This is a genomic window from Streptomyces sp. NPDC001100 (genome assembly GCF_053598575.1).
The window spans coordinates 332907-357167 of record NZ_JBSFKO010000006.1 but is presented as its reverse complement, the minus strand read 5'-3'; the positions used below and the strand labels follow the sequence as shown (position 1 = coordinate 357167).

General features: G+C 70.5%; 19 protein-coding genes and 2 rRNA genes. 12 read left to right on the top strand and 9 right to left on the bottom strand.

All coding sequences use genetic code 11. The features are described from left to right. Together ACWDEW_RS11810 and rrf are read left to right on the top strand one after the other, a co-directional pair. Nucleotides 1–164 (top strand): 23S ribosomal RNA (locus tag ACWDEW_RS11810); the annotation flags it as partial. 91 nt (nt 165–255) lie between these two features. After that, a 5S ribosomal RNA gene (rrf, locus tag ACWDEW_RS11805) occupies nt 256–372 on the top strand. Nucleotides 373–470: 98 nt separating this feature from the next. On the opposite strand, the gene ACWDEW_RS11800 is transcribed toward rrf, so the two are convergent. The 5 genes from ACWDEW_RS11800 to ACWDEW_RS11780 are packed head-to-tail and all read right to left on the bottom strand — an operon-like array spanning nt 471 to nt 6120. Then, nucleotides 471–1781, bottom strand: a complete 1311-nt coding sequence (locus ACWDEW_RS11800; RefSeq protein ID WP_450511909.1) for a DUF58 domain-containing protein — start codon at nt 1779–1781, stop codon at nt 471–473. Next, nucleotides 1781–2773, bottom strand: coding sequence for an AAA family ATPase (locus ACWDEW_RS11795; RefSeq protein ID WP_450511907.1), 993 nt, complete (start codon nt 2771–2773; stop codon nt 1781–1783). The genes ACWDEW_RS11800 and ACWDEW_RS11795 overlap by 1 nt, the downstream gene beginning before the upstream one ends. Next, the gene (locus tag ACWDEW_RS11790) at nt 2770–3963 is read right to left on the bottom strand and encodes a DUF4350 domain-containing protein (RefSeq protein ID WP_450511905.1); all 1194 of its coding nucleotides are present in this window, start codon (nt 3961–3963) and stop codon (nt 2770–2772) included. Before ACWDEW_RS11790 ends, ACWDEW_RS11795 begins: the two co-directional genes overlap by 4 nt. Further along, nucleotides 3960–4745: a DUF4129 domain-containing protein gene (locus ACWDEW_RS11785; RefSeq protein WP_450511903.1), complete on the bottom strand. Its 786-nt coding sequence runs from the start codon at nt 4743–4745 to the stop codon at nt 3960–3962. The genes ACWDEW_RS11790 and ACWDEW_RS11785 overlap by 4 nt, the downstream gene beginning before the upstream one ends. A 4-nt stretch (nt 4746–4749) precedes the next feature. Next, nucleotides 4750–6120: a DUF7544 domain-containing protein gene (locus ACWDEW_RS11780; protein WP_450511901.1), complete on the bottom strand. Its 1371-nt coding sequence runs from the start codon at nt 6118–6120 to the stop codon at nt 4750–4752. A gap of 140 nt (nt 6121–6260) precedes the next feature. On the opposite strand from ACWDEW_RS11780, the gene mtnA reads away from it, so the two are divergent. From mtnA to ACWDEW_RS11745, 7 genes are all read left to right on the top strand, one after another. Then, nucleotides 6261–7400: an S-methyl-5-thioribose-1-phosphate isomerase gene (gene mtnA, locus ACWDEW_RS11775; protein WP_450511899.1), complete on the top strand. Its 1140-nt coding sequence runs from the start codon at nt 6261–6263 to the stop codon at nt 7398–7400. 8 nt (nt 7401–7408) lie between these two features. Continuing rightward, complete coding sequence (gene mtrA / locus ACWDEW_RS11770; protein ID WP_187284748.1) at nt 7409–8098, top strand: two-component system response regulator MtrA; 690 nt, start codon at nt 7409–7411, stop codon at nt 8096–8098. Between the two features lies 1 nt (nt 8099). Then, a complete protein-coding gene (mtrB, locus tag ACWDEW_RS11765) occupies nt 8100–10184 on the top strand; it encodes an MtrAB system histidine kinase MtrB (protein ID WP_450511897.1) in 2085 nt (694 codons plus the stop codon). Next, nucleotides 10174–12012, top strand: coding sequence for an LpqB family beta-propeller domain-containing protein (locus tag ACWDEW_RS11760; protein WP_450511896.1), 1839 nt, complete (start codon nt 10174–10176; stop codon nt 12010–12012). The genes mtrB and ACWDEW_RS11760 overlap by 11 nt, the downstream gene beginning before the upstream one ends. A 243-nt stretch (nt 12013–12255) precedes the next feature. Further along, complete coding sequence (locus ACWDEW_RS11755; RefSeq protein WP_450511894.1) at nt 12256–13389, top strand: ComF family protein; 1134 nt, start codon at nt 12256–12258, stop codon at nt 13387–13389. A gap of 313 nt (nt 13390–13702) precedes the next feature. Beyond that, a complete protein-coding gene (gene hpf / locus ACWDEW_RS11750) occupies nt 13703–14395 on the top strand; it encodes a ribosome hibernation-promoting factor, HPF/YfiA family (RefSeq protein WP_019066020.1) in 693 nt (230 codons plus the stop codon). 205 nt (nt 14396–14600) lie between these two features. Then, nucleotides 14601–15344 (top strand): response regulator, encoded by a 744-nt coding sequence (locus ACWDEW_RS11745; protein ID WP_026178126.1) that lies wholly within the window; start codon nt 14601–14603, stop codon nt 15342–15344. A gap of 3 nt (nt 15345–15347) precedes the next feature. Here ACWDEW_RS11745 and ACWDEW_RS11740 read toward each other — a convergent pair whose 3' ends face one another. Together ACWDEW_RS11740 and ACWDEW_RS11735 are read right to left on the bottom strand one after the other, a co-directional pair. After that, a complete protein-coding gene (locus ACWDEW_RS11740; RefSeq protein WP_450511891.1) occupies nt 15348–16523 on the bottom strand; it encodes a winged helix-turn-helix domain-containing protein in 1176 nt (391 codons plus the stop codon). A gap of 58 nt (nt 16524–16581) precedes the next feature. Then, nucleotides 16582–17151: a GNAT family N-acetyltransferase gene (locus tag ACWDEW_RS11735; RefSeq protein ID WP_450511889.1), complete on the bottom strand. Its 570-nt coding sequence runs from the start codon at nt 17149–17151 to the stop codon at nt 16582–16584. Between the two features lie 268 nt (nt 17152–17419). Here ACWDEW_RS11735 and secA point away from each other — a divergent pair, with 268 nt between their 5' ends. Then, nucleotides 17420–20236: a preprotein translocase subunit SecA gene (gene secA, locus ACWDEW_RS11730; protein ID WP_450511887.1), complete on the top strand. Its 2817-nt coding sequence runs from the start codon at nt 17420–17422 to the stop codon at nt 20234–20236. Between the two features lie 343 nt (nt 20237–20579). Here secA and ACWDEW_RS11725 read toward each other — a convergent pair whose 3' ends face one another. Then, nucleotides 20580–21407, bottom strand: coding sequence for an Rv3235 family protein (locus ACWDEW_RS11725; RefSeq protein WP_450511885.1), 828 nt, complete (start codon nt 21405–21407; stop codon nt 20580–20582). A 333-nt stretch (nt 21408–21740) separates the two neighbouring features. Here ACWDEW_RS11725 and ACWDEW_RS11720 point away from each other — a divergent pair, with 333 nt between their 5' ends. Further along, a complete protein-coding gene (locus ACWDEW_RS11720) occupies nt 21741–22256 on the top strand; it encodes a DUF6912 family protein (RefSeq protein WP_450511883.1) in 516 nt (171 codons plus the stop codon). Nucleotides 22257–22342: 86 nt separating this feature from the next. Next, the gene (locus tag ACWDEW_RS11715; RefSeq protein ID WP_450511882.1) at nt 22343–23011 is read left to right on the top strand and encodes an HAD family hydrolase; all 669 of its coding nucleotides are present in this window, start codon (nt 22343–22345) and stop codon (nt 23009–23011) included. 192 nt (nt 23012–23203) lie between these two features. Here ACWDEW_RS11715 and ACWDEW_RS11710 read toward each other — a convergent pair whose 3' ends face one another. Then, the gene (locus ACWDEW_RS11710; protein ID WP_362983381.1) at nt 23204–23770 is read right to left on the bottom strand and encodes a DJ-1/PfpI family protein; all 567 of its coding nucleotides are present in this window, start codon (nt 23768–23770) and stop codon (nt 23204–23206) included. Between the last annotated feature and the right edge of the window lie 491 nt (nt 23771–24261).

Genomic DNA, 24261 nt, shown 5'->3' with positions numbered 1-24261 from the left:
ATAACCGCTGAAAGCATCTAAGCGGGAAGCCTGCTTCGAGATGAGTGTTCCCACCCCCTTTGAGGGGTTAAGGCTCCCAGTAGACGACTGGGTTGATAGGCCGGATCTGGAAGGCGGGTAACCGCTGGAGGTGACCGGTACTAATAGGCCGAGGGCTTGTCCTCAGTTGCTCGCGTCCACTGTGTTGGTTCTGAAACCACGAACAACCCCATGCCCGGGTCACGGGTGTGGTGCGGTTGATGTGTTTCATAGTGTTTCGGTGGTCATAGCGTGAGGGAAACGCCCGGTTACATTCCGAACCCGGAAGCTAAGCCTTACAGCGCCGATGGTACTGCAGGGGGGACCCTGTGGGAGAGTAGGACGCCGCCGAACAAATATTGCGAAAACCCCTGTACCGGAATCCGGTACGGGGGTTTTCTGCGTTTAAGGGGCTTTGGGAAGAGGTCTGCTTTGTAAAGCAGACCCCCGTATTACAGACGTCCCGCAGCCTTGAGAGCCAGATATGCGTCCGTCAACGCCGGTGCGAGGTCGTCCGGTGTCGCGTCGACGATGGTGACGCCATACCGGCGGAGTTTTTCCGCAGTACGGTCGCGTTCGGTCTGGGCGCGTGCCGCGGCTGCCGCCTCGTAGACCGACTCCGTGGTTCCACGAGCCGTGGCCATTTGCGCGATGTGCGGATCTGCTACGGACGCCACCAGAACCGTATGGCGCTGGGTGAGTTGAGCGAGTACGGGAAGCAGGCCCTCTTCGACGGGGGCCGCGTCGAGGCTTGTCAGCAGGACGATCAGGGAACGGCGGGGTGCTGTGCGGATCGCGGTGGCAGCCAGGCCTCGGGCGTCTGTTTCGACGAGTTCCGGTTCGAGGGTCGCCATCGCGTTGACCAACGAGGGGAGTACGTCGCGTGCCGTGCGGCCCTGGACGAGAGCTCGGACCCGGCGGTCGTAGGCGAGGAGGTCCACGCGATCGCCGGCGCGGGATGCCAGGGCTGCCAGGAGTAGGGCGGCGTCCATCGAGGCGTCGAGGCGGGGGGCGTCGCCGACGCGGCCGGCCGAGGTGCGGCCGGTGTCGAGGACCAGGAGGATGTGGCGGTCGCGTTCCGGGCGCCAAGTGCGTACCGCGACCGTCGTTTGGCGGGCGGTGGCCCGCCAGTCGATGGAGCGGGTGTCGTCGCCGGGGACGTATTCGCGCAGGCTGTCGAATTCGGTGCCCTCGCCGCGGGTCAGCACGCTGGTGCGGCCGTCGAGTTCGCGCAGGCGGGCGAGCTTGGAGGGGAGGTGCTTGCGGCTGGTGAACGGGGGCAGGACGCGTACTGCCCAGGGGGCCAGGTGGGTGCCCTGGCGGGTGAGGAGGCCGAGGGGACCGTAGGAACGGATGGTCACCCGGTCTGCTTGGCGGTCGCCTCGGCGGGTGGGGCGCAGGCGGGTGGTGAGGCGGCGGCGTTCGCCGGGTGGGACCGTAAGGCGATGGCGGGAGGCGGCGATTTCCGTGCCGGGGAGCCAGCTGCTGGGGGGCCAGGCATCGCGGATGCGGGCTCGGAGCAGGCGGCGGGAGGGGTTGGTGACGGTCAGGGTGACGTCGGCGGATTCGCCCAGGCGTACGGATGTGTCGCCCGAGCGGGTAAGGCTCAGGCGGCGTACGGGGGCGGCCAGAGCGAAGTCGCAGGCGCAGGCCACTGCAAGGGGGGCGTTGACGGCCAGGATGCCCGTCCAGCTGGGTTCCCAGATGCCTACGGGGAGGGAGCCCAGGGCTGCGAGGAGGGCGGCGCGGCCAGTGAGGGCCATCAGCGGGGGACCGGGACGTGGGCGAGGATCGCGTTGATGACGGAGTCCGCCGTCACGCCCTCCATCTCGGCCTCGGGGCGCAGTTGGACGCGGTGGCGGAGGGTGGGGAGTGCCAGGGCCTTCACGTCGTCGGGGATGACGTAGTCGCGGCCCGTGAGCCAGGCCCACGCGCGCGAGGTGGCGAGGAGGGCGGTGGCGCCGCGCGGGGACACGCCGAGGGCGAGGGACGGTGATTCGCGGGTGGCGCGGCAGATGTCGACTACGTAGGCGGTGATTTCGGGGGAGATCGTCGTCTTGGCGACCGCCGCGCGGGCTGCTTCCAGGTCGGCCGCGTTCGCCACGGGGCGCAGGCCTGCGGCGTGCAGGTCGCGCGGGTTGAAGCCTTCGGCGTGGCGGGTGAGGACGTCGATCTCGTCCTGGCGGGAGGGGAGCGGGATCGTCAGTTTGAGGAGGAAGCGGTCGAGTTGGGCTTCGGGGAGGGGGTACGTGCCCTCGTACTCGACGGGGTTCTGCGTCGCGGCGACCAGGAAGGGGTCGGGGAGGGGGCGCGGGGTGCCGTCGACCGTGACCTGGCGTTCCTCCATCGCTTCGAGGAGGGACGACTGGGTCTTCGGCGGGGTGCGGTTGATCTCGTCCGCGAGGAGGAGGTTGGTGAAGACCGGGCCGGGCTGGAAGCGGAACTCGGCGGAGCGGGTGTCGTAGACCAGGGAACCGGTGACGTCGCTGGGCATCAGGTCCGGGGTGAACTGGATGCGCTTGGTGTCGAGTTCGAGTGCGGATGCGAGGGCGCGGACGAGCAACGTTTTGGCGACTCCGGGGACTCCTTCCAGTAGGACGTGTCCGCGGCAGAGGAGGGCGACGACGAGGCCGGTTACGGCGGGGTCCTGGCCGACCACGGCTTTGGCGATCTCGGCGCGCAGGGATTCGAGGGAGGCTCGGGCGGCGCCCGGATTCCCCGCAGGCCCGGCGTTGTCAGTGGTCGGGTACATCATGGACGGCGTACCTCTCTTTCGAGGGCGTCGAGTTGGTCGGCGAGTGCGATGAGGGCCGCGTCGTCGCTGGGCGGCGGGCCGAAGAGGAGGGCGTGCAGGGTCTGTCCGTCGCCGTGGAGGTGGGCGGAGAGCGCGGGGAGCAGGGCTTCGGGCGCGTGCGCCTGGGAGACGGGGACGCCTACGAGGGGGGCGAGGCGAGTGCGGGTGGTGGAGCGCAGAGCGGTGGCCGCGCGGTCGCGGGCGTTGGCCTTGCGGTAGAGGCGGGCGCGGCCTTCGACGGTTTCGGAGGCGCGGATCGCCACGGGGAGTCTTTCGGGCACCAGGGGGCCGAGTCGGCGTGCCCGCCAGAGGGCGGCCAGGGCTGCGGCGATGAACAGCTGCAGGGTGCCCCAGAGCCAGCCCGAGGGGAGCAGGTCGAAGAAGCTCTGGCTGCCGGAGTCGGTGGCCGAGGTGTCGGACAGCGAGGGGAGGTACCAGACCAGATGGGGGCGCGAGCCGAGGAGTTGGAGGGCGAGCGAGGCGTTGCCCTGCTTGTCGAGACGCTTGTTGAAGAGGATGTCGGGCGCGCCGATGACGACGGTGTCGCCGCCCCCGGACGCGTCCGGGAGCCTGAGCAGGGTCGCTTGGCCGTCGCTGGGGTAGCACTCGTCGGCGTCGGTGGCCGTGGTCGTGTACCGGTAGTCGCCGGTTTCCGCGTCGCCCGCGCGCTGGGCGGCGGGCATCGAACAGTCGGGGGAGAGCGGCGAGTCGAAGCTGGGCCCCGAGTCCACGGTGACCTTGGGGGCGAGCCGGTTCAGGGACGCGGCGCCGGGTGCGACGAGGACTGTACGGCTTCCGGAGTTCGCGAAGGCCGCGTGCAGGCCGGCCTGTTGGGGCTTGGTCAGCAGGTCCGGGACGGCGACCAGGAGGGTGGTGTCCGGGCCGGCTGCGGCGCGGGCCTGGGCCAGGGTCGAGACCACGCGCGTGGACACGCCCCGGTCGCCGAGGAGTTCGGCGACGGCGCGGCTGCCGTAGGGGTCGGCGGAGCGCGGGTCGAGGTCGCCGTGCCGGGCGTCGGAGCGGATCGCGGCGATCGCGACGGCGGCTGCCATGAGGAGCACGAGCGCGAGGACGATGCCACGCGCGCGGGTCCACACCTGGCGGACGGTGGGCGAGGCCGAGGTGGCGGGAAGCGTGGCCTCCGTGGTCATTCGGCGGCCCCCTGGGTGGTGTGGTGGGCCGTGCTGTGGGCGCTGCTCGTGAGGACGGGCCTGGTCCGTTCCAGGGCGCGGTCGAGTTCGGCGATGCGGCGGTACGACTGCTCGCCGGCGCCGCGTCCGCCGTACGTCACGTCGTCGAAGTGCCCGGCGGCGGCGCGCAGTTCGTCCGTGTGCGACGGGAGTGCGCGGCTGGCTTCCGCGACCGCCTCGTCGGCGGTGCGGCCGGGGCGGACGTCGAGCAGGGCGCGTTCCTCCAGGGAGCGGACGATGGCTCGCATGCGTTCCTGCACGGCCGGGTTCCAGTGTCCCTGGGCGGCGTGTGCCTCGGCGGCCGAGCGGTGTTCGGCGGCGCTTCTGGGGCGGTCGTCGAACAGGGCGGCGGTGGAGGCGGGTTCGCGGCGGGGAGTGCCGAGGCGCCACCACAGGGCGGCCACGACCGCGAGGACGACCAGGACAACGACGATCAGGCCGAGCGTTCCGCCTGGGGTTGCCTCCGATGCCCTGCTGAACAGTTTGTCGACCCAGCGGGAGACGGCGTCCAGGGCTCGTTGCACCAGGCTGGGGTCGTTCTCGTGGTACATCTGCTTGGACAGTTCACGCCGGGCCGCCTCCCGCGCGGGGTCGCGCGGGATCGTCACCGGCGGTTCGTCTCCCGAGAGGGCCGACGACCGTACGACTGTGCCGTGGGCGCGCAGCAGTGCCCTCGTGGCCGATTCGACGGTGTGCGGCAGCGCCGCGGGCACCGCTGTGAGAACTCCCCCCGCCAGGCTCACCGCATCAGCTCCCCGGGGTGGGGCCAGGGGCGGCGGTGCCTTGGTCCTGGACGCCGGCGGCACGGGCCAGGTCGAGGTCGAGGGCCTCGCGGCGGATGCGCTGGTCGATGTACAGGAGCACGGTGACGCCCGCAGTGATCGGGAACGAGATCATGCGGCCGATCACCGAGCCGAGGCCACTGATGATGAGGAACGTCCAGCCGACGTCGCCGGTGCCGTTGACGAGGCCGCTGAGGCCGTCGCCGCTCAGCACACCGGCGATGAAGGCGAACGGGATCACGAGGATGGACGACAGGATGCTCGCGATGATCTGCGCGAGCAGCTGGATGCCGAAGATCCGCCACCAGGAGCCGCGCACCAGCTTCGCGGAGCGGCTCAGCGACTTCACGATGCCCTGCTTCTCCAGCATCAGCGCGGGCGAGGCCAGGGAGAAGCGGATCGCCAGCCAGAGGGTCACGACGCAGCCGATGAGGCCACCGATGACGGCGAGTGCGATGCCCCCGTCCACGGATCCCGTAACGCCCACGATGATGCCGGGCACGGTGGGGACGCCGATCAGGACGATGGCCATGAGGATCAGCAGGCAGATCAGGCCGAACAGCTTGAGCACCTGGGGGCGGGCGTCACGCCAGGCTTCCGTGGCGGTGACCGGCTTGCCGAGGACGGCGCGGCTGGTGACGGCCGTGAGCAGGGCGGTGGCGATCACCGTGCCGATGAGGGCGACCAGGTAGACGACGCCGGTGCTGAGGATGGCCTCGCTCATCGCGCGGGTCACTTCGGAGGCGCTGGCGTTCGGGTCGTCGAGGGCGCTGGTGCTGCTGAAGTCGCTGAAGGCGAAGCCCTGGACGAGGACGACGATGGTCTGCATGACGACCGCGACGGTGAGCGAGATGCCCAGGACCGTGCGCCAGTAGGTGCGCATGGTGGAGACGGCACCGTCGAGGATCTCGCCGACGCCGAGCGGGCGGAGCGGGATCACGCCGGGCTTGGCCGCGGGCGGGGGACCGCCCCAGCCGACTCCCCAGCCGGGAGCGCCGTAGCCGCCGGGCCCGCCGTATCCCCCTGGGCCTCCTGGGCCTCCTGGGCCTCCTGGGCCTCCTGGGCCTGCCGGGCCTCCGGGGTGGCCTCCGCCCCAGCCCGGGCCGGGCGGTGGTGGCGGTGCCTGGCCCGGGGCGCCGGTGGGCGCAGACCACTGGGCGGGTGGCGGCTGCTCCTTGGACCACTGCGGGCCGGTGCCCGACGGGTCCGTGCCGGGCTGGTCCGCGGGCTGTGCGGGGCCGGAGCCGTCGGTCGGCTCGGTGGGACCGGAGGCGTCGGGCTCGGGCCCGTCGGGCGGGGCGGATCCGGGCGAGGCCCAGCCCGGAGTGTCGTTCATCGTCGCTCCTTCACGGTGCCCGTCCGCGGGCGCGGTGGCAGGTTGGCAGCCATCGTGCCATGGGGTGGTCGGCCGGTGACCGGCCGCGGTATGGGCTGGACACCTTCAATTGTCCGCCGGATCCGGGGCAGACTGACCGCATGGCTGATCAGTACGCGCAATCCGGCGAGGACGGCCGGCCGACCGAGATACCCGCGATCCGCTGGGACGAGCCCCCCGAGGGGCCAGTGCTGGTCCTGCTCGACCAGACGAGACTGCCGGCCGAGGAGGTCGAGCTGGTGTGCACGGACGCCTCCGCGCTGGTGGACGCGATCCGCTCGCTGGCGGTGCGCGGGGCGCCGCTGCTCGGCATCGCGGGGGCGTACGGCGTCGCGCTCGCCGCCGCGCGGGGCTTCGACGTGGACGAGGCCGCGGTGGCGCTGGCGGGAGCCCGGCCGACCGCCGTGAACCTCTCCGTCGGCGTGCGCAGGGCGCAGGCCGCGCACCGTGACGCGGTGGCCAAGGGGGCTGGTCCCGAGCAGGCGGCCGGGGCCGCGCTGGCGGCGGCGCGGCGGTTGCACCGGGAGGACGCCGAGGCCAGCGCACGGATGGCCGCACACGGGCTGGCACTGCTGGACGAGCTGCTGCCCGGCGGAGGGCACCGGATTCTGACGCACTGCAACACCGGTGCGCTGGTGTCGGGCGGTGAGGGCACGGCCTTCGCGGTGGCGCTCGCGGCCCACCGGGACGGGCGGCTGCGGCGGCTCTGGGTGGACGAAACGCGTCCATTGCTGCAAGGTGCTCGCCTGACGGCTTATGAGGCGGCGCGCAACGGTATGGCGTACACCTTGCTCACGGACAACGCGGCGGGCTCCTTGTTCGCGGCCGGGGAGGTGGATGCGGTGCTGATCGGGGCTGACCGGATCGCCGCCGACGGTTCGGTGGCGAACAAGGTGGGGAGCTATCCGCTCGCCGTGCTCGCCCGGTACCACCATGTGCCGTTCATCGTGGTGGCGCCGGTGACGACGGTCGATCCGGACACACCGGACGGTGCGTCCATCGAGGTGGAGCAACGCCCCGGGTTCGAAGTGACGGAGATCACGTCACCTCAAGTGACGATGTCGGGAGCGGGAGGCGGGATTCCGGTGGCACCCCTGGGGACTCAGGCCTACAACCCGGCGTTCGACGTGACGCCTCCCGAGCTGGTGACGGCGATCGTCACCGAAGAAGGCGCTGTTTCGCCTGTGACGGCGGAGGCGTTGGCAGAGCTGTGTGACAGGTCACGACAGGTAACGATTTAGTTAATGGGATGATGTCGTTTATGAAGGGACGAGTCCTTGTCGTCGATGACGACACCGCACTGGCCGAGATGCTCGGCATTGTGTTGCGTGGTGAAGGTTTTGAGCCGTCTTTCGTAGCCGACGGCGACAAGGCGCTGGCCGCTTTCCGTGAGAGCAAGCCCGACCTGGTGCTCCTGGACCTGATGCTGCCCGGACGGGACGGTATCGAGGTGTGCCGCCTGATCAGGGCGGAGTCCGGGGTGCCGATCGTGATGCTCACGGCGAAGAGCGACACCGTCGATGTCGTGGTGGGCCTGGAGTCGGGCGCCGACGACTACATCGTGAAGCCGTTCAAGCCGAAGGAGCTGGTCGCCCGGATCCGGGCGCGGCTGCGGAGGTCGGAGGAGCCGGCGCCCGAGCAGCTCGCCATAGGCGATCTGGTCATCGATGTGGCCGGTCACTCCGTGAAGCGGGACGGGCAGTCGATCGCGCTGACGCCGCTGGAGTTCGACCTGCTGGTCGCGCTGGCCCGTAAACCGTGGCAGGTGTTCACGCGTGAGGTGCTCCTGGAGCAGGTCTGGGGCTACCGGCACGCGGCGGACACCCGTCTGGTCAACGTGCATGTCCAGCGGCTGCGTTCCAAGGTCGAGAAGGACCCGGAGCGGCCGGAGATCGTGGTGACCGTCCGTGGCGTCGGTTACAAGGCGGGACCGAGCTGACATGTCCAGGGACAGTGCCGCTTCGGCACCCGGGGGGACCGGGGCCCGCGCGGGGCGGCCTGTCGGCCGGACGGCGGCGGGCTCCCGCTGGGCACGCCTGTTGGAGGGCGGGCTGCTGCAGGGCGGGGTCCAGGGCAGCCCGGTCCTCCGCCTGTTCATGCGCTGGGTGCGCCGGCCGCTGCTGCCGGTCATGCGGCTGTGGCGGCGCAACATCCAGCTCAAGGTCGTCGTCACCACCCTGCTGATGTCGTTGGGCGTCGTCCTGCTGCTGGGCTTCGTCGTCATCGGCCAGGTGCGCAACGGGCTGCTGGACGCCAAGGTGAAGGCCTCGCAGAGCCAGGCCACGGGCGGGTTCGCCGTGGCCAAGCAGCGGGCCGACGAGGCGGCCAGCGGGACCGCGGACGACGGTTCCGCGACCGGCGGCAGCTCCCCGCAGAACGTCATCTCCTGGATGAGCGACCTCGTGTCGTCGCTGTCCAGCGGTGGTCAGGGAGCCTTCGACGTGGTGACACTCCCGGCGGGCGCGGAGAGCGGCGCCGGTCGCAGCCCGCGCGGTTCCGGGTACGTCGACCCGTCCGCCAGCGTGCCCGAAGCCCTGCGCGCCCGCGTCAACGACAACACGTCGGCGGCCCAGAGCTACACCCGGATCATCTACAGCAACGGCAAGGAGTCCCAGCCCGCGCTGGTCGTCGGCAAGCAGGTCAACGACCCGAACAACAACCCGTACCAGCTGTACTACCTCTTCCCGCTCACCCAGGAGGAGAAGTCGCTCAGCCTGGTCAAGGGGACACTGGCGACGGCCGGGCTCTTCGTCGTCGTACTCCTCGGGGCCATCGCCTGGCTCGTGGTGCGGCAGGTCGTCACGCCGGTGCGGATGGCCGCCGGGATCGCCGAGCGGCTGTCCGCCGGGCGTCTCCAGGAGCGGATGAAGGTCACCGGTGAGGACGACATCGCGCGGCTCGGCGAGGCCTTCAACAAGATGGCGCAGAACCTCCAGCTGAAGATCCAGCAGCTGGAGGACCTGTCGCGGATGCAGCGCCGGTTCGTGTCCGACGTGTCGCACGAACTGCGGACGCCGCTGACGACCGTACGCATGGCGGCCGATGTCATCCATGACGCGCGCGTGGACTTCGATCCGATGACCGCGCGGTCGGCCGAACTCCTGGCCGACCAGCTGGACCGGTTCGAGACGCTGCTCGCCGACCTGCTGGAGATCAGCCGCTTCGACGCGGGAGCAGCTGCCCTGGAGGCCGAGCCGATAGACCTCAGGGAGGTCGTACGGCGGGTCATCAGCGGGGCCGAACCGCTCGCCGAGCGCAAGGGCACGCAGATACGCGTCGTCGGCGACCAGCAGCCCGTGGTCGCCGAGGCCGATGCCCGGAGGGTGGAGCGGGTGCTGCGCAACCTCGTCGTCAACGCCGTGGAGCACGGCGAGGGCAAGGACGTCATAGTCAAGCTCGCCACCGCGGGCGGGGCGGTGGCCATCGCGGTGCGCGACTACGGGGTGGGTCTCAAGCCCGGCGAGGCGACCCGGGTGTTCAGCCGCTTCTGGCGGGCGGACCCGGCACGCGCGCGTACCACCGGTGGTACGGGTCTGGGGCTGTCCATCGCCCTGGAGGACGCGCGGCTGCACGGCGGCTGGCTGCAGGCGTGGGGTGAGCCGGGCGGCGGTTCGCAGTTCCGGCTGACGCTGCCGAGGACCGCCGACGAACCGCTGCGGGGCTCGCCGATACCCCTGGAGCCCAAGGACTCACGCCGTAATCGTGGACTCAATGACGCCGGTCTGCCGAGCGGGGGCGGCGACAAGCGGGCGACGGTCCCGATGCAGCCGATGGGTGACCAGAGGCCGCCGATACCCGCGAGGACCCCGATCGCCCCGAGGCTGACCGCCACGACCGCGACAGCCGACCCGACGGCACTGCCCGGCAACGGCGCGCGCGTGGTGCCCCGGCCGACCGGCGGCACACGGCGTCAGGAGGACCGGTCGAGCGCGGACGCGCCTCGGAGCGACACCGCGCGCGGTACGGACCCGGGCGTCGTGCCGGAGGAATCGAACAAGCAGGGGGAGGCATCTCGTGGGCGCTGACCGCGAGGGGGGCGCCCGGCGAAGGCCGGCACGCGCGGCGGCGTACGTCGTGTGTGGTGTCGTAGTGCTGGCGGGATGTGCCTCGATGCCGGACAGCGGGGACCTCCGGGGTGTCGAGTCGACGCCGCGGCAGGACACCCAGGTGCGGGTTTTCGCGATGCCTCCCCGGGAGGACGCGACGCAGGCGGAGATCGTGCAGGGCTTCCTGGAGGCGCTGACCAGCGACGATCCGGACTACAAGACGGCACGCCTGTACCTGACCGCCAAGGCGGCGCGGAACTGGCAGCCGGAGGCGTCCACCACGGTGCTCGCCGACGGGCCGAGCACGGAGGTCGTCCGTCCCGCCGGCGGCCGGGAGGACAGCGACGCCTTCACGTACGCACTGACCGGTGACCGGGTCGCCACGGTGGACTCGCAGCAGGCGTACTCGCCGGCGGACGGCAAGTACAGCCAGCGGGTGCACCTGACCAAGGACGCGAAGAGCGGGCAGTGGCGCATCGACGGGCTGCCCCAGGGCGTCGTCATGGGCAGCTCGGACTTCCAGCGCAACTACATGTCGGTCAACAAGTACTACTTTGCGTCGAACACGACGGCCGGGACGACCTCGCAGCCGATCGCCGTGGCGGACCCCGTGTTCGTACGGCGGCGGGTGGACCCCATGACGCAGATGGTGCGTTCGCTCCTCGACGGGCCCACCAGCTGGCTCGGGCCCGTGGTCAGGTCGAGCTTCCCGACCGGGACGGCCCTGCGCAAGGGGGTCACCTCGCTGACCCCGGACGACCAGAACAAGCTGACCGTGCCGTTGAACCAGAAGGCCTCGCGGGTGGGGCTGGCCCGGTGCAACGAGATGGCGACCCAGATCCTCTACACGCTGCAGACCATGACGCCCACGGTGGACGAGGTCGAGCTGCAGGCCGCCAACGGCGCACAGTTGTGCGTGTACCGCGAGAACAGCGCGGAGTCGCTCGTGGCACGCGGCCCCGTGAACCACCCCGTGTACCTGTACTTCCTCGACGACAAGCACCGGTTGGTACGGATACCCGGCGGCAGCAGGGGCACGCACACCGAGGCGGTGCCGGGTGCCCTGGGCGAGGGAATCAAGCCGCTGGGATCGGTGGCGGTGTCGCGTGACGAGGAGAGCGGGGCCGGGGTCAGTCTCGACGGGAAGTCGCTCTACGTCGGATCGATGGTGTCGGGCGCGTCGCTCGGGGACCCCGTGCTGACCAGCCAGGGCACAACGGCGGACGACCGGCTGACGGCTCCCAGCTGGGACGTGCAGGGCGACCTCTGGGTGGCCGACCGGGATCCGAAGAACCCCCGGTTGCTCCTTCTGCAGAAGGGCGCCGGCCAGCCGATCGCGGTCGACACCCTGGGGCTGGACGGCAGGATCGAGTCGGTCCGGGTGGCGGCCGACGGGGTGCGGATCGCGCTCGTCGTGGAGAAGAACGGCAAGCGCTCCCTCCAGATCGGGCGGATCCAGCGGAGCGGTGCGACCGGGGAGCAGCCGGTGGTCTCGGTCCTCGAACTGCGTTCCGCGACCCCGGACCTGGAGGAGATCACGGCCATGTCGTGGGCCGGGGACAGTCGGCTCGTGGTGGTCGGGCGCGCGCAGGGCGGCGTGCAGCAGATGCGGTACGTCCAGGTCGACGGCTCCACTCCGGAGGGCCCGGCGCCCACAGCCCTGACCGGCGTGAAGGAGATCGCCGCGTCCGAGGACGACAAGCTGCCGCTGGTGGCCTACTCGGAGGACGGGATCGTGCGGCTGCCCACGGGGGCGCAGTGGCAGAAGGTGGTCAAGACGGGGTCGGCGCCGGTTTACCCGGGGTGAGGGTGATCATCGGTCCAACTGGGTTGCGGTGCTTGCCGGTTGACCTGGGGTGAGGAAGCGGGGAACGGCCGTCTTCGGTCGGGCTGAGGCTCGGCAGGAGGCGGCCGTTCGTATGTTCCGGGGTGGGGCGGCACTCATGTGGGGGACGGCTGTCGGCGGTTGCGCGGGGTTGTCCACAGGCAGGCGTCCACCGGTTGTCCACAGGGGTGGCCGGTCGGCGAGGACGTTGGCACAGTGGTGGCCATGCGGGGGTGGTGGCGGGACCTCACGGATCTGGTGCTGCCGGCCGAGTGCGGAGGCTGCGGGACGCCTCGCACGGTGCTCTGCCCGGAGTGCCGTGCCGCCCTGAGCGGGGCCGTACCGAGCCGGGTGCGACCGGTGCCCGAGCCGTCAGGGCTGCCGGCGACGTATGCGGCGGCTCCTTACGCGGACGAGGTGCGCGCGATGCTCCTCGCCCACAAGGAGCGGGGCTCACTGGCCCTCGCGGGGCCACTGGGCGCCGCTCTCGCGGGCGCTGTGCGGACAGGGCTCCGGGAGTGCCGGGTGCGGGGTCACAGGGCCGTGACGGGGCAGGACGGAGTGTTGGCGGGGCAGTGCGGGAGTTCGACGGGACAGGGTGGAGGTTCGGCGGGGCTGGACGGGAACTGGATGCCGGGACTCGGTGAGCTGAGAGAGGAGGGGGATGAGGGCAGCGAGGGTGAATCGGACGACTGGGCCGAGGGGGCGGCAGCGAGGGCGCGGCAGGCACCCGCGGGAGCACGGCGGGCACCTGCGGGGCCACCCGGGCCGGGCGTAGGGGATGCCCCGTTCCGGAGCGGGGTGCAGGCCCCGGTGTTGCTGGTTCCCGTGCCCTCCGCGCGGGGTGTGGTGCGGGCCCGTGGTCATGATCCGGCGCGGCGGATCGCCCTCGCGGCGGCGGGGGAGTTGCGGCGGAGCGGGACGCCGGCCCGGGTGGTGGCCGTGCTGCGGCAGCGGCGGTGGGTGGCCGACCAGTCGGGGCTCAACTCCCGGCAGCGGCTGGACAATCTCGCCGGTGCCCTGGAGGTGGTCGCGGGTGGTGCCGGGTTGCTGGTCGGCGGTCCGGTCGTGCTTGTCGACGACCTGATGACGACGGGGGCCTCGTTGTGGGAGGCGGCGCGTGCCGTGCGTGAGGGGATCACCCGCGATGGACGGGGAGGAGCAGTTGGAGCAACTACGGCTGTGTACGCGGGTGTGTCCCGGGAAGGCAGAGGGGAACAGATGCAGGCAGCAAAGGAGAAGGGGAGCCACATGGCACTCAGTGCACCGGGAATCGTGGGTGTGAACGGCCCCGGTGACCTGATCTGTGCAGCCGTGATCGCGGCGTCGCCGGATTCCTTCGAAATAAACCGGAACTGACTGCAAACTTGCGTCGTTGCAGGTAATGACAGGACCAATTCACCTGAACGGAGGTACGCCGCGGTAGAGGGTGACGACATCCGTCCGGGCGAGATATGTTCGGTTGTGAGAGAAAGGCGCAGGCCGCACCTCTCCTATCCGAATGCCGTGCTGCGGGTTTTCTGCAATCACCCGTGGCCATGGGGTGGAGATCTTGCCCATGGGGGAGGAGGAGGTGGAAGTCACCGAGTCCGAGGTTCCGGGGTGACCGGGGCCTGGTGCAAAAGGGAGACGCTCCGCAGCGAAGCGGAGTGATCCGGGAACGGAGTTCTGCGTGGACATCGTCGTCAAGGGCCGCAAGACCGAGGTGCCCGAGCGGTTCCGCAAGCACGTGGCCGAGAAGCTGAAGCTGGAGAAGATCCAGAAGCTCGACGGCAAGGTGATCAGCCTCGACGTCGAGGTGTCCAAGGAGCCCAACCCCCGACAGGCCGACCGTTGCGACCGGGTGGAGATCACGCTCCGCTCCCGCGGTCCGGTGATCCGGGCGGAGGCATCGGCCAACGATCCGTACGCGGCGCTCGACCTCGCGGCGGAGAAACTGGATGCCCGGCTGCGCAAGCAGCACGACAAGCGTCACACGCGCCGTGGTGCCCGTCGCCTCACTGCCGCCGAGGTCCCCGACCACGTCCCGGGCGCGGCGACGCTCAACGGCAACGGCCACGCCGCCCCCGACGAGCAGTCGGACGGTGTGCCCACCAAGAAGATCGGCTCGCTGGAAGTGAAGGGCGAAGGCCCCCTCATCGTCCGCGAGAAGACCCACGTCGCCTCTCCGATGTCCCTCGACCAGGCCCTCTACGAGATGGAACTGGTCGGACACGACTTCTACCTGTTCGTCGACTCCGAGACCAAGGAACCGAGTGTCGTCTACCGACGGCACGCCTACGACTACGGCGTCATCCACCTCAGCACGGACCCGATGGTCACCCAGGCGCAACCGCCGGCGGCGGGCGGCACGCTGGGCGGCTGACCCACCCGGCGACAGCTGAGCCGGTGCCCCTGGAGCGCGTGTGCGCCCCCAGGGGCACCGGTGTGCGACCACTTCGCGCCCCGCTCCGTGACCGCACTGTCGTCCGGGCATGGAATCATGGCCGCACAGGGCCCAACCGGTGGGCCGCTGCCTTGGGTTGGCGATGGCGCAGGACCACAGGCCACAGCCTTCAGGGGGAGGAACGATGGCGGACAGCTTCGGACCGATGCATGTCGAGGATGCCGATGGCGTCGTCGCCATGGGCCCGGAAGCGGGCTCGACACGCAAGGAGCCGATCAGAGTCCTTGTCGTGGACGACCACGCCCTCTTCCGCCGAGGCCTGGAGATCGTGCTGGCGGCCGAGGAGGACATCCAGGTCGTCGGCGAGGCGGGCGACGGCGCCGAGGCCGTGGACAAGGCCGCGGACCTGCTGCCGGACATCGTCCTGATGGACGTACGGATGCCGAAGCGGGGCGGGATCGAGGCATGCACCTCCATCAAGGAGGTGGCACCCAGCGCGAAGATCATCATGCTGACGATCAGCGACGAAGAGGCCGATCTCTACGACGCGATCAAGGCGGGCGCGACGGGATATCTCCTCAAGGAGATCTCGACCGACGAGGTGGCCACCGCCATTCGCGCAGTGGCCGACGGGCAGTCGCAGATCAGCCCCTCCATGGCGTCGAAGCTGCTCACCGAGTTCAAGTCGATGATCCAGCGCACCGACGAGCGCCGATTGGTGCCGGCGCCGCGGCTCACCGATCGTGAGCTGGAGGTTCTCAAACTCGTCGCCACCGGGATGAACAACCGCGATATCGCCAAGCAGTTGTTCATCTCCGAGAACACCGTGAAGAACCATGTGCGCAACATCCTGGAGAAGCTGCAGCTGCACTCCAGGATGGAGGCCGTCGTCTACGCGATGCGGGAGAAGATCCTCGAAATCCGGTGACCCTCACGCCAGCAGGCGCAGGAGCTCTCCGGCGAGGGGCGCGCGCAGTTCGGGGGCGTCGACCCGCTCCACGCGTACGTCCGTGCAGTCCACCCAGCTCGCGGCTTCGACCAGGGCCTGCGCCACGGACGGGACGGCCTTCGCGCCGTCCAGGGTGACCTGCTTGGCCACCAGGGTGCGGCCCTCCCGCGCCGGGTCCACGCGGCCGACCAACTGGCCGCCGGCGAGGACCGGCATCGCGAAGTAGCCGTGGATCCGCTTCGGTTTGGGGACGTAGGCCTCAAGGCGGTGGGTGAAGCCGAAGATCCGCTCCGTGCGTGCCCGCTCCCAGATCAGGGAGTCGAACGGGGACAGGAGCGTGGTGCGGTGGCGACCGCGCGGGGCGGTCTCCAGGGCCGCGGGGTCGGCCCAGGCAGGCTTGCCCCAGCCCTCCACCGTGACCGGGACCAGGCCCGAGTCGGCGATCACCGCGTCGACCTGCTCGCCCTTGAGGCGGTGGTAGTCGGCGATGTCCGCGCGGGTGCCGACGCCCAGTGACTGGCCGGCCAGCCGGACCAGACGGCGGAGGCACTCGGTGTCATCCAGCTCGTCGTGCAGCAGCCGATCCGGGATCGCGCGCTCCGCGAGGTCGTACACCCGCTTCCAGCCGCGGCGCTCCACGCACACCACCTCGCCGTACATGAGCGCGCGCTCCACGGCGACCTTGGCGCCGGACCAGTCCCACCACTCGCTGGTGCGCTTGGCGCCGCCCAACTCGGTGGAGGTGAGGGGGCCTTCGGCGCGGAGCTGCTTGATCACCTGGTCGTAGGTGCCGTCCGGGAGGTCGTGGTTCCAGTGCGGCCGGCCGCGGTAGGCGCGGCGGCGGAAGGCGAAGTGGGGCCACTCCTCGACGGGGAGGATGCAGGCCGCGTGGGACCAGTACTCGAAGGCGTGCGTCTGGGTCCAGTACGCGTCCTCGACAGTCCTGCGGGGGACGGCGCCGAGGCGGGCGTACGGGATGAGTTCGTGGGAGCGGGCGAGGACCGAGATGGTGTCGAGCTGGACCGCGCCGAGATGGCGGAGCACGCCGCGCACACCCGCGCGGCGGTCGGGGGCGCCGAGGAAACCCTGTGCGCGCAGGGCGATGCGGCGGGCGTCGGCTGCCGACAGGTCGGTCGTGGGGCGCGGGGCACTCGTCATGTCTCCGCACGATAGAGGGTGCCACTGACAGCCCGCGCTGACCTGCGGATCTACCGCTCTACGACTGGCCGGGCAGGTACGGCGCGGTCGAGGGCAGGCCCAGGTCCGACGGGAGCAGGGAGGCGACCCAGCAGTCCCGTCGTACGCCCTTGTTGTTGATCGCGGAGCGGAGCGTGCCCTCGATGGTGAAGCCGGCGTGTTCGGCGACCGCGCGGGAGCCCTTGTTGCCGACCTCCGCGCGCCATTCCACGCGGTCGATCGAGAGCCGGGTGAAGGCCCAGCGGGAGACGGCGACGGTGGCCTCCGTGATGTAGCCGTTGCCCCGGTACTGCTTGGTGGCCCAGAAGCCGACCTCGCCGACGCCCAGGGAGCGCATCGTGATGCCGAGCATGCCGACGAGCTCCCCTTCGGGGAGAAAGACACCGAAGGTGAACATCGAACAGTTCGCCCAGCCCTCGGGGACCAGCTGCTCGGTGAAACTCCGCGCGTGCTCCGGGAGGTAGGGCGAAGGGATCGTCGTCCAGCGCTGGATATCCGGATCCTGGGCCGCGGAGTACACGACATCGGTGTCCTGCGGGCCGACGCTGCGCAGGAGGAGGCGGTCGGTCGTGAGCGTGACGGGTTCCATCGGCCGATTCTGCTCGGAGGCGCACAAAGGCGCCATGCTTTTGCGCTGCGTGAGCGGGTGATCACATTTCGCGCAATTCCTCGGAGTGGCACGGCACCATCGGCGACTCCCGGCCGTTGTCCCCTTTGAAGCGTTTTTGAAGTAGTGGACGGTCGGCGTCCCCGGCAGGCTCCCGGCGTGGCGGGGTCCTCGCATACGATGGCCGTTGCTCAGCCATGTCATTGGAAACCGACCGTCCCAGGCCCGACCGGCAAGGAGACCAACCCCCGTGTCCGTCCTCTCGAAGATCATGCGTGCAGGCGAAGGCAAGATCCTGCGCAAGCTGCACCGCATCGCGGACCAGGTCAACTCCATCGAAGAGGACTTCGTCGACCTCTCCGACGCCGAGCTGAAGGCCCTCACCGAGGAGTACAAGCAGCGCTACGCCGATGGTGAGACCCTGGACGACCTGCTGCCCGAGGCGTTCGCCACCGTGCGCGAGGCCGCCAAGCGCGTCCTCGGCCAGCGCCACTACGACGTGCAGATGATGGGCGGCGCGGCCCTGCATCTCGGCTACGTCGCCGAGATGAAGACCGGCGAGGGCAAGACCCTGGTCGGCACCCTGCCCGCGTATCTGAACGCCCTCTCCGGGGACGGCGTCCACCTCATCACGGTCAACGACTACCTGGCCGAGCGCGACTCCGAGATGATGGGGCGCGTCCACAAGTTCCTGGGCCTGGAGGTCGGCTGCATCCTGGCCAACATGACCCCGGCCCAGCGCCGCGAGCAGTACGCGTGCGACATCACGTACGGCACGAACAACGAGTTCGGCTTCGACTACCTGCGCGACAACATGGCGTGGTCGAAGGACGAACTGGTGCAGCGCGGCCACAACTTCGCGATCGTCGACGAGGTCGACTCGATCCTCATCGACGAGGCCCGTACGCCGCTGATCATCTCCGGCCCGGCCGACCAGGCCACCAAGTGGTACGGCGACTTCGCCAAGCTGGTCACCCGCCTGAAGAAGGGCGAGGCCGGCAACCCGCTCAAGGGCCTGGAGGAGACGGGCGACTACGACGTCGACGAGAAGAAGCGCACGGTCGCCATCCACGAGGGCGGCGTCTCCAAGGTCGAGGACTGGCTGGGCATCGACAACCTCTACGAGTCGGTGAACACCCCTCTGGTGGGCTACCTGAACAACGCCATCAAGGCCAAGGAGCTCTTCAAGAAGGACAAGGACTACGTCGTCATCGACGGCGAGGTCATGATCGTCGACGAGCACACCGGCCGTATCCTCGCGGGTCGTCGCTACAACGAGGGCATGCACCAGGCGATCGAGGCGAAGGAAGGGGTGGACATCAAGGACGAGAACCAGACGCTCGCCACGATCACCCTGCAGAACTTCTTCCGCCTCTACAGCAAGCTCTCCGGCATGACCGGTACGGCGATGACCGAGGCCGCCGAGTTCCACCAGATCTACAAGCTCGGCGTCGTCCCGATCCCGACCAACCGGCCGATGGTCCGCAAGGACCAGTCCGACCTGATCTACCGCACCGAGGTCGCGAAGTTCGAGGCGGTCGTCGACGACATCGCCGAGAAGCACGAGAAGGGGCAGCCGATCCTCGTCGGTACGACGTCGGTCGAGAAGTCCGAGTACCTCTCGCAGCAGCTCGCCAAGCGCGGCATCCAGCACGAGGTGCTGAACGCCAAGCAGCACGACCGTGAGGCGCCGATCATCGCCCAGGCCGGCCGCAAGGGCGCCGTGACGGTCGCCACCAACATGGCCGGCCGCGGTACGGACATCAAGCTCGGCGGCAACCCCGACGACCTCGCCGAGGCGGAGCTGCGGCAGCGCGGCCTCGACCCCGAGGAGCACATCGAGGAGTGGGCCCAGGCCCTGCCTGCCGCCCTGGAGAACGCCGAGCAGGCGGTCAAGGACGAGTTCGAGGAGGTCAAGGACCTCGGCGGCCTCTACGTCCTCGGCACCGAGCGGCACGAGTCGCGTCGTATCGACAACCAGCTGCGCGGTCGTTCCGGCCGTCAGGGCGACCCGGGCGAGTCCCGTTTCTACCTCTCCCTCGGCGACGACCTGATGCGGCTGTTCAAGGCCCAGATGGTCGAGCGCGTGATGTCCATGGCGAACGTCCCGGACGACGTGCCGATCGAGAACAAGATGGTCACGCGCGCGATCGCGTCCGCCCAGTCGCAGGTCGAGCAGCAGAACTTCGAGACCCGCAAGAACGTCCTCAAGTACGACGAGGTCCTCAACCGGCAGCGCGAGGTCATCTACGGCGAGCGCCGCCGCGTCCTGGAGGGCGAGGACCTCCAGGACCAGGTCGTGCACTTCATGGACGACACGATCGACGCGTACATCACCGCGGAGACCACCGAGGGCTTCCCGGAGGACTGGGACCTCGACCGGCTGTGGGGCGCGTTCAAGCAGCTCTACCCGGTGAAGGTCACCGTGGAGGAGCTGGAGGAGGCGGCCGGGGACCGGGCCGGTCTGACCGCCGAGTTCATCTCCGAGTCCATCAAGGACGACATCCACGAGCAGTACTCGGGCCGCGAGGAGCAGCTCGGCTCCGAGATCATGCGTGAGCTGGAGCGCCGGGTCGTGCTCTCGGTCCTGGACCGCAAGTGGCGCGAGCACCTCTACGAGATGGACTACCTCCAGGAGGGCATCGGCCTGCGCGCGATGGCCCAGAAGGACCCCCTGGTCGAGTACCAGCGCGAGGGCTTCGACATGTTCACCGCCATGATGGACGGCATCAAGGAGGAGTCCGTCGGCTACCTGTTCAACCTGGAGGTCCAGGTCGAGCAGCAGGTCGAGGAGGTCCCCGTGGAGGACGCGCAGCCGACCTCCCTCGACAAGGAGGACACGGTTCCCGCGCAGGCGAGCGCCCGCCCCGAGATCCGCGCCAAGGGGCTCGACGCTCCGCAGCGGCCGGACCGGCTGCACTTCTCCGCGCCCAGCGTGGACGGCGAGGGCGGCATCGTCGAGGGCGACTTCACCAGCGACGACGAGCCGGTGCGCTCCGAGGCGGACGGCCTCACGCGCGCGGAGCGCCGCAAGCAGGGGCGCCGGGGCAGCCGCCGCAAGAAGTGACGGTCGCTCCGCGCGGGCGGGCGGCGAGGCGCGACAGACGCCCCTGAACGAGGGGCGGAGTCCGTCGGGGCCGCTCCCCGTGGAGAGACCTTGAAGGGCCGGGCATCGTAAAGGTGCCCGGCCCTTCGGCGTGCGTGCCAGGCGGATGAGATGCGGGGGCGCGGGAGCGCGGTGGGTGCGACCGGTGCGGCGGGTGGCTGCCCTGCCCTCGGCTCCGGGCCGGGTGCGGTGGGTGCGACCGGCCCGGCGGGCGGTCGCCCTGTTCCCGGCCCGGGCGGCCACTCTGCCCTCGGCCCCGGGTCGCCGTCGGCTGCCGCAAGCCCCGGTCCGCCGTCAGCCCTCCTCAGTCCTCGTCCGGGCTGCGCGGAGCGCGAGGTCCGCCCAGTTCCACCGCCGTGCAGCGCCAGCGGAGGTCCGTGCCCCGTTCCAGCCGGAAGGCCATCGCCCGCACCTGGTCACCGGCGCTGATCCGGGCGAAGGCCTCCACGGCGCCGGGGCGGGCTACGTAGTAGCCGATGTCGCGGACCACCGGGCGAGTGCCCCGGGTGGCACGCAGGGGGCCGTGTTCGGCGAGCCGGATCAGTTCGTCGTAGGCGCGGCCAGCGGTGTGCCGGAGCATCCAGTGGACGGGCCGCTGGCCGCTCAGCACGGCGAGGAGGCGGTCGGCGAAGAGATCGGTGGGGCGGGGCTGCGGAACGCGGCCGGGTGCGGCCTGGGCGGGCACGGTGCGGCCTGCGGCGGGAGGCGTGGCAGGGGCTGTGCTGCGGCCTGGCGCCGGTGCGAGAGCCGTCGGGGCCGAGCCCCGGTCGGACGTGGCTGTGGGTGTCGTACGGGCTGCGCCCCGGCCTGTTGAGCCCGCGGCCGACGTACGGAGGCTGCGGCCCGGAGCGGCCGGTGGGCGACCGTCCCCGGAGGGCGTGCGGGTCGCGCTCCGGCCTGTCGTCGCGGAGGAGGAGGCAGTGCGGGCCACCGGGGTCGCGTCGTGGGCCGCCTCGGTTCCGGGCGCCGCGAGACGTGGGTCCCTGACGGTGTCCGCCGCGATCGTCAGGGCGTCGCCGGTCGTCGTACGGGACGCACCCCCGCCCTGTCCGCGCGGCGAAGCTGTGCCCGGGCGGCGTGGGTCGCGGCGGGTCGGGGGGCGGGTCGGGGTGTGCTGGGCGGTCCTGGTCATGACCTTGTGCATGGGGGTCCCCGTGTGGTCGGCCCGGTATGTACCGGGAAGTAACTTGCTGCTTGGGGATCTTGTACGGGGCCGTGGACGGGGGTGGCAAGGACGGTGAGGGGCGGGTCGGAGGGGCCGGATTGTTCACTTATCCGAGTGATCAGTGGGCCTCCGGGCCCGTCAGCGCGGGGGCGCCCCGGGTGAATTTCCGGCGTGGGGTGGACGCCCCCAGTGGTGCGGGTGGGGACTCGATGGGGGACGCGCGCACGTATCCTGGAGGCCCTTCCGGAGGCAGGGCACCGTCCTCCGCGAGGCACTCTCCGACTACGAAAGCGGCCAGCCATGCGTGTCTACGTCCCCCTGACCCTCCCCGGTCTCGCCGAGGCGTACAAGACGGGTGAGCTGGGGACGGGACCCTTCGTCGCGTACGCCGTCACACCCGCGCTGCGCGAGTGGTATCTCTCCGACGACATCGAGGAGTTGGAGTACGCGGCGCTGAACCGGGCCGCGCTGGCCTCGCTGCGGCTGCTGGCGGCCGACGCCCACGCGCCGCGGCGGCGGGTCGTGGTCGCCGTCGACGTACCCGACGGCACGGCGCACGCCGACCCCGACCGCGGACTCGACCCGGCGGCGCTCGGCGAGGTGCGGGTGAGCGGAACGGTGGCGCTGGCCAAGGCGGCGGCCGTGCACGTGGATCTGGGGGACGCGGAGAACGACGTGAGCGCCGCGGCCGACGCGCTCGCGGCGGCGGATCGCGGGGACGACGACGCGCAGTTCGTCGTGGACGGGGCCGAGGACCACGAGCTGCTCTGGTACGCGACGCAGGAGATCCCGAACCTCGTCGGGCTCGCCGACTGAGTCCGTCCAGGGGCGGTCAGCCAGCCGCATATGGCTGTTGACCTGCGGTTATCTTGATTGTCAGTGGCGGCGGGTACGTTTTTGGCATGGGGATGCAAGCAAACGCGCACATCGTCTGGGACTGGAACGGCACGCTGTTCCACGACAATGACGCGATCATCGGGGCGACGAACGCCGCGTTCGCCGAGCTGGGGCTCAGGGCGATCACGATGGATGAGTACCGGACGCTGTACTGCGTGCCGGTGCCGAAGTTCTACGAGCGGCTGCTGGGGCGGCTGCCCACCGACGCCGAGTGGGAGGTCATGGACGACACCTTCCACCGGTACTACGCCGAGCACCGGGTCGTCTGCGGGCTGACCGAGGGCGCGGCAGACCTGCTCGCGGGCTGGCGGACGGCGGGGCGCAGCCAGTCGATCCTGAGCATGTACGTCCATGACGAACTCGTCCCGCTGGTGCGGGAGTTCGGGATAGAGCCGCACTTCATACGGGTCGACGGGCGCACCGGCCCCTCCGGCGGTAGCAAGGCCGAGCACATGGTGCGGCACCTCGAAGCGCTGGCCGACGTGGACCCCGCGCGCACGGTGGTGATCGGCGACGCGGCCGACGACGCCGTGGCCGCTCTGCACGTGGGGGCGCGGGCGGTGCTGTACACCGGCGGTTCGCACAGCCGGGCCAGCCTCGAAGTGGTCGGCGTGCCCGTGGTGGACTCGCTGGCGGAGGCCGTCACGGAGGCGGAGCGACTGGCGGCGGCCTGAGCCGTGACCTGCCGGCCGGTGTGACGGAACGCCGCGACGCCCGGGAACGGCGCGACGCCCCACGGTGCATGCTGCCTCACGGGGCCGAGGGCACCGCGCCTCACGGGGGCACGGTGCCTCACAGGCCACCGCTGCTCAAGGACACCGCTGCTCAAGGACACCGGTACCTCAATGGCCGCCGCGCGCCCGAGCTCACGTCACCGGCGCCTTCGCCCGCAGCACCGTGAGGAACTCCCGCATCCAGCTGGAGTGATCCGGCCAGGCACGGGCGGAGACCAGCGTGCCGTCGACGACGGTCTCGGCGTCCTGGAAGGTCGCGCCGGCGGACTGCATGTCGAGTTCGAGGGCGGGGTAGGCCGTGACGCGCCGGCCGCGCAGGCCGTCGATCGCGGCGGTGAGCAGGGGGCCGTGGCAGATCTGGGCCACGGGCTTGTCCGTGTCGAAGAAGGACTTGAGGATCTTGCGGAGTTCGGGATCGTTGCGGAGGTACTCGGGGGCCCGGCCGCCCGGGATGACGAGGGCCGCGTACTGGCCGGGGTCGACCTCGGAGAAGGCGAGATCGGCGGGCCAGGTGTAGCCGGGCTTCTCGGTGTACGTGTCGAAGCCGGGTTCGAAGTCGTGGACGACGAAACGGAGCTGCTTGCGCTCGGGGGCCGCGATATGGACGTCGTAGCCCTCCTCGCGCAGGCGCTGGTAGGGGTAGAGGACCTCCAGCGACTCCGCTGCGTCGCCGGTGACGATGAGGATCTTCGCTGTCATGTCGGTGCGCTCCTCCGTGGCCGTGGCGGGTGTCTTCGCCGGGCGCCGTGGACCCGAGAGCCCGGAGGTCCAGGAGCCCGGAAGCTCTGGAGCCCAACGGCTCATGAGCAACGTCCCGCGCGCCGGAGCGCTTGCCAAGGGCCCTCGTCGCGCGGACGCCGACACCGTCCCGACTGCCCGTGAATACGACGATTTCACTCTCTACGCCCCTGTGCACAACGTCAAAGTTCCACCCTCTGTTTTGTACACAACCGGCTCATGACGAGCCCCCGGTGAGGAGCGATAGCCTTGTGGCGTGATCAGCGCGATATTTCGCGGGGGCATCGTCGCCCCTGCTCCGCGCCCGGCGACCACGGACGACATCCGTGACCGGGCGGCGGTCGCTGGTCCCAGGGCCTGTCTCACAGGTCCGCGCGGGCGGGACGGAGCTCCAAGGGCTCCCAGGACGCCGTGCACACCCCGGGTACCGGCGCTGCAGAGAGCAGTGTCAC

Excerpts from the sequence above, each read along its gene's own strand:
- ACWDEW_RS11800 (WP_450511909.1), bottom strand. The coding sequence starts at position 1,781 with ATGGCCCTCACTGGCCGCGCCGCCCTCCTCGCAGCCCTGGGCTCCCTC.
- ACWDEW_RS11795 (WP_450511907.1), bottom strand. The coding sequence starts at position 2,773 with ATGATGTACCCGACCACTGACAACGCCGGGCCTGCGGGGAATCCGGGC.
- ACWDEW_RS11790 (WP_450511905.1), bottom strand. The coding sequence starts at position 3,963 with ATGACCACGGAGGCCACGCTTCCCGCCACCTCGGCCTCGCCCACCGTC.
- ACWDEW_RS11780 (WP_450511901.1), bottom strand. The coding sequence starts at position 6,120 with ATGAACGACACTCCGGGCTGGGCCTCGCCCGGATCCGCCCCGCCCGAC.
- mtnA (WP_450511899.1), top strand. The coding sequence starts at position 6,261 with ATGGCTGATCAGTACGCGCAATCCGGCGAGGACGGCCGGCCGACCGAG.
- mtrA (WP_187284748.1), top strand. The coding sequence starts at position 7,409 with ATGATGTCGTTTATGAAGGGACGAGTCCTTGTCGTCGATGACGACACC.
- mtrB (WP_450511897.1), top strand. The coding sequence starts at position 8,100 with ATGTCCAGGGACAGTGCCGCTTCGGCACCCGGGGGGACCGGGGCCCGC.
- ACWDEW_RS11755 (WP_450511894.1), top strand. The coding sequence starts at position 12,256 with ATGCGGGGGTGGTGGCGGGACCTCACGGATCTGGTGCTGCCGGCCGAG.
- ACWDEW_RS11745 (WP_026178126.1), top strand. The coding sequence starts at position 14,601 with ATGGCGGACAGCTTCGGACCGATGCATGTCGAGGATGCCGATGGCGTC.
- ACWDEW_RS11740 (WP_450511891.1), bottom strand. The coding sequence starts at position 16,523 with ATGACGAGTGCCCCGCGCCCCACGACCGACCTGTCGGCAGCCGACGCC.
- ACWDEW_RS11735 (WP_450511889.1), bottom strand. The coding sequence starts at position 17,151 with ATGGAACCCGTCACGCTCACGACCGACCGCCTCCTCCTGCGCAGCGTC.
- ACWDEW_RS11725 (WP_450511885.1), bottom strand. The coding sequence starts at position 21,407 with ATGACCAGGACCGCCCAGCACACCCCGACCCGCCCCCCGACCCGCCGC.
- ACWDEW_RS11720 (WP_450511883.1), top strand. The coding sequence starts at position 21,741 with ATGCGTGTCTACGTCCCCCTGACCCTCCCCGGTCTCGCCGAGGCGTAC.
- ACWDEW_RS11715 (WP_450511882.1), top strand. The coding sequence starts at position 22,343 with ATGGGGATGCAAGCAAACGCGCACATCGTCTGGGACTGGAACGGCACG.
- ACWDEW_RS11710 (WP_362983381.1), bottom strand. The coding sequence starts at position 23,770 with ATGACAGCGAAGATCCTCATCGTCACCGGCGACGCAGCGGAGTCGCTG.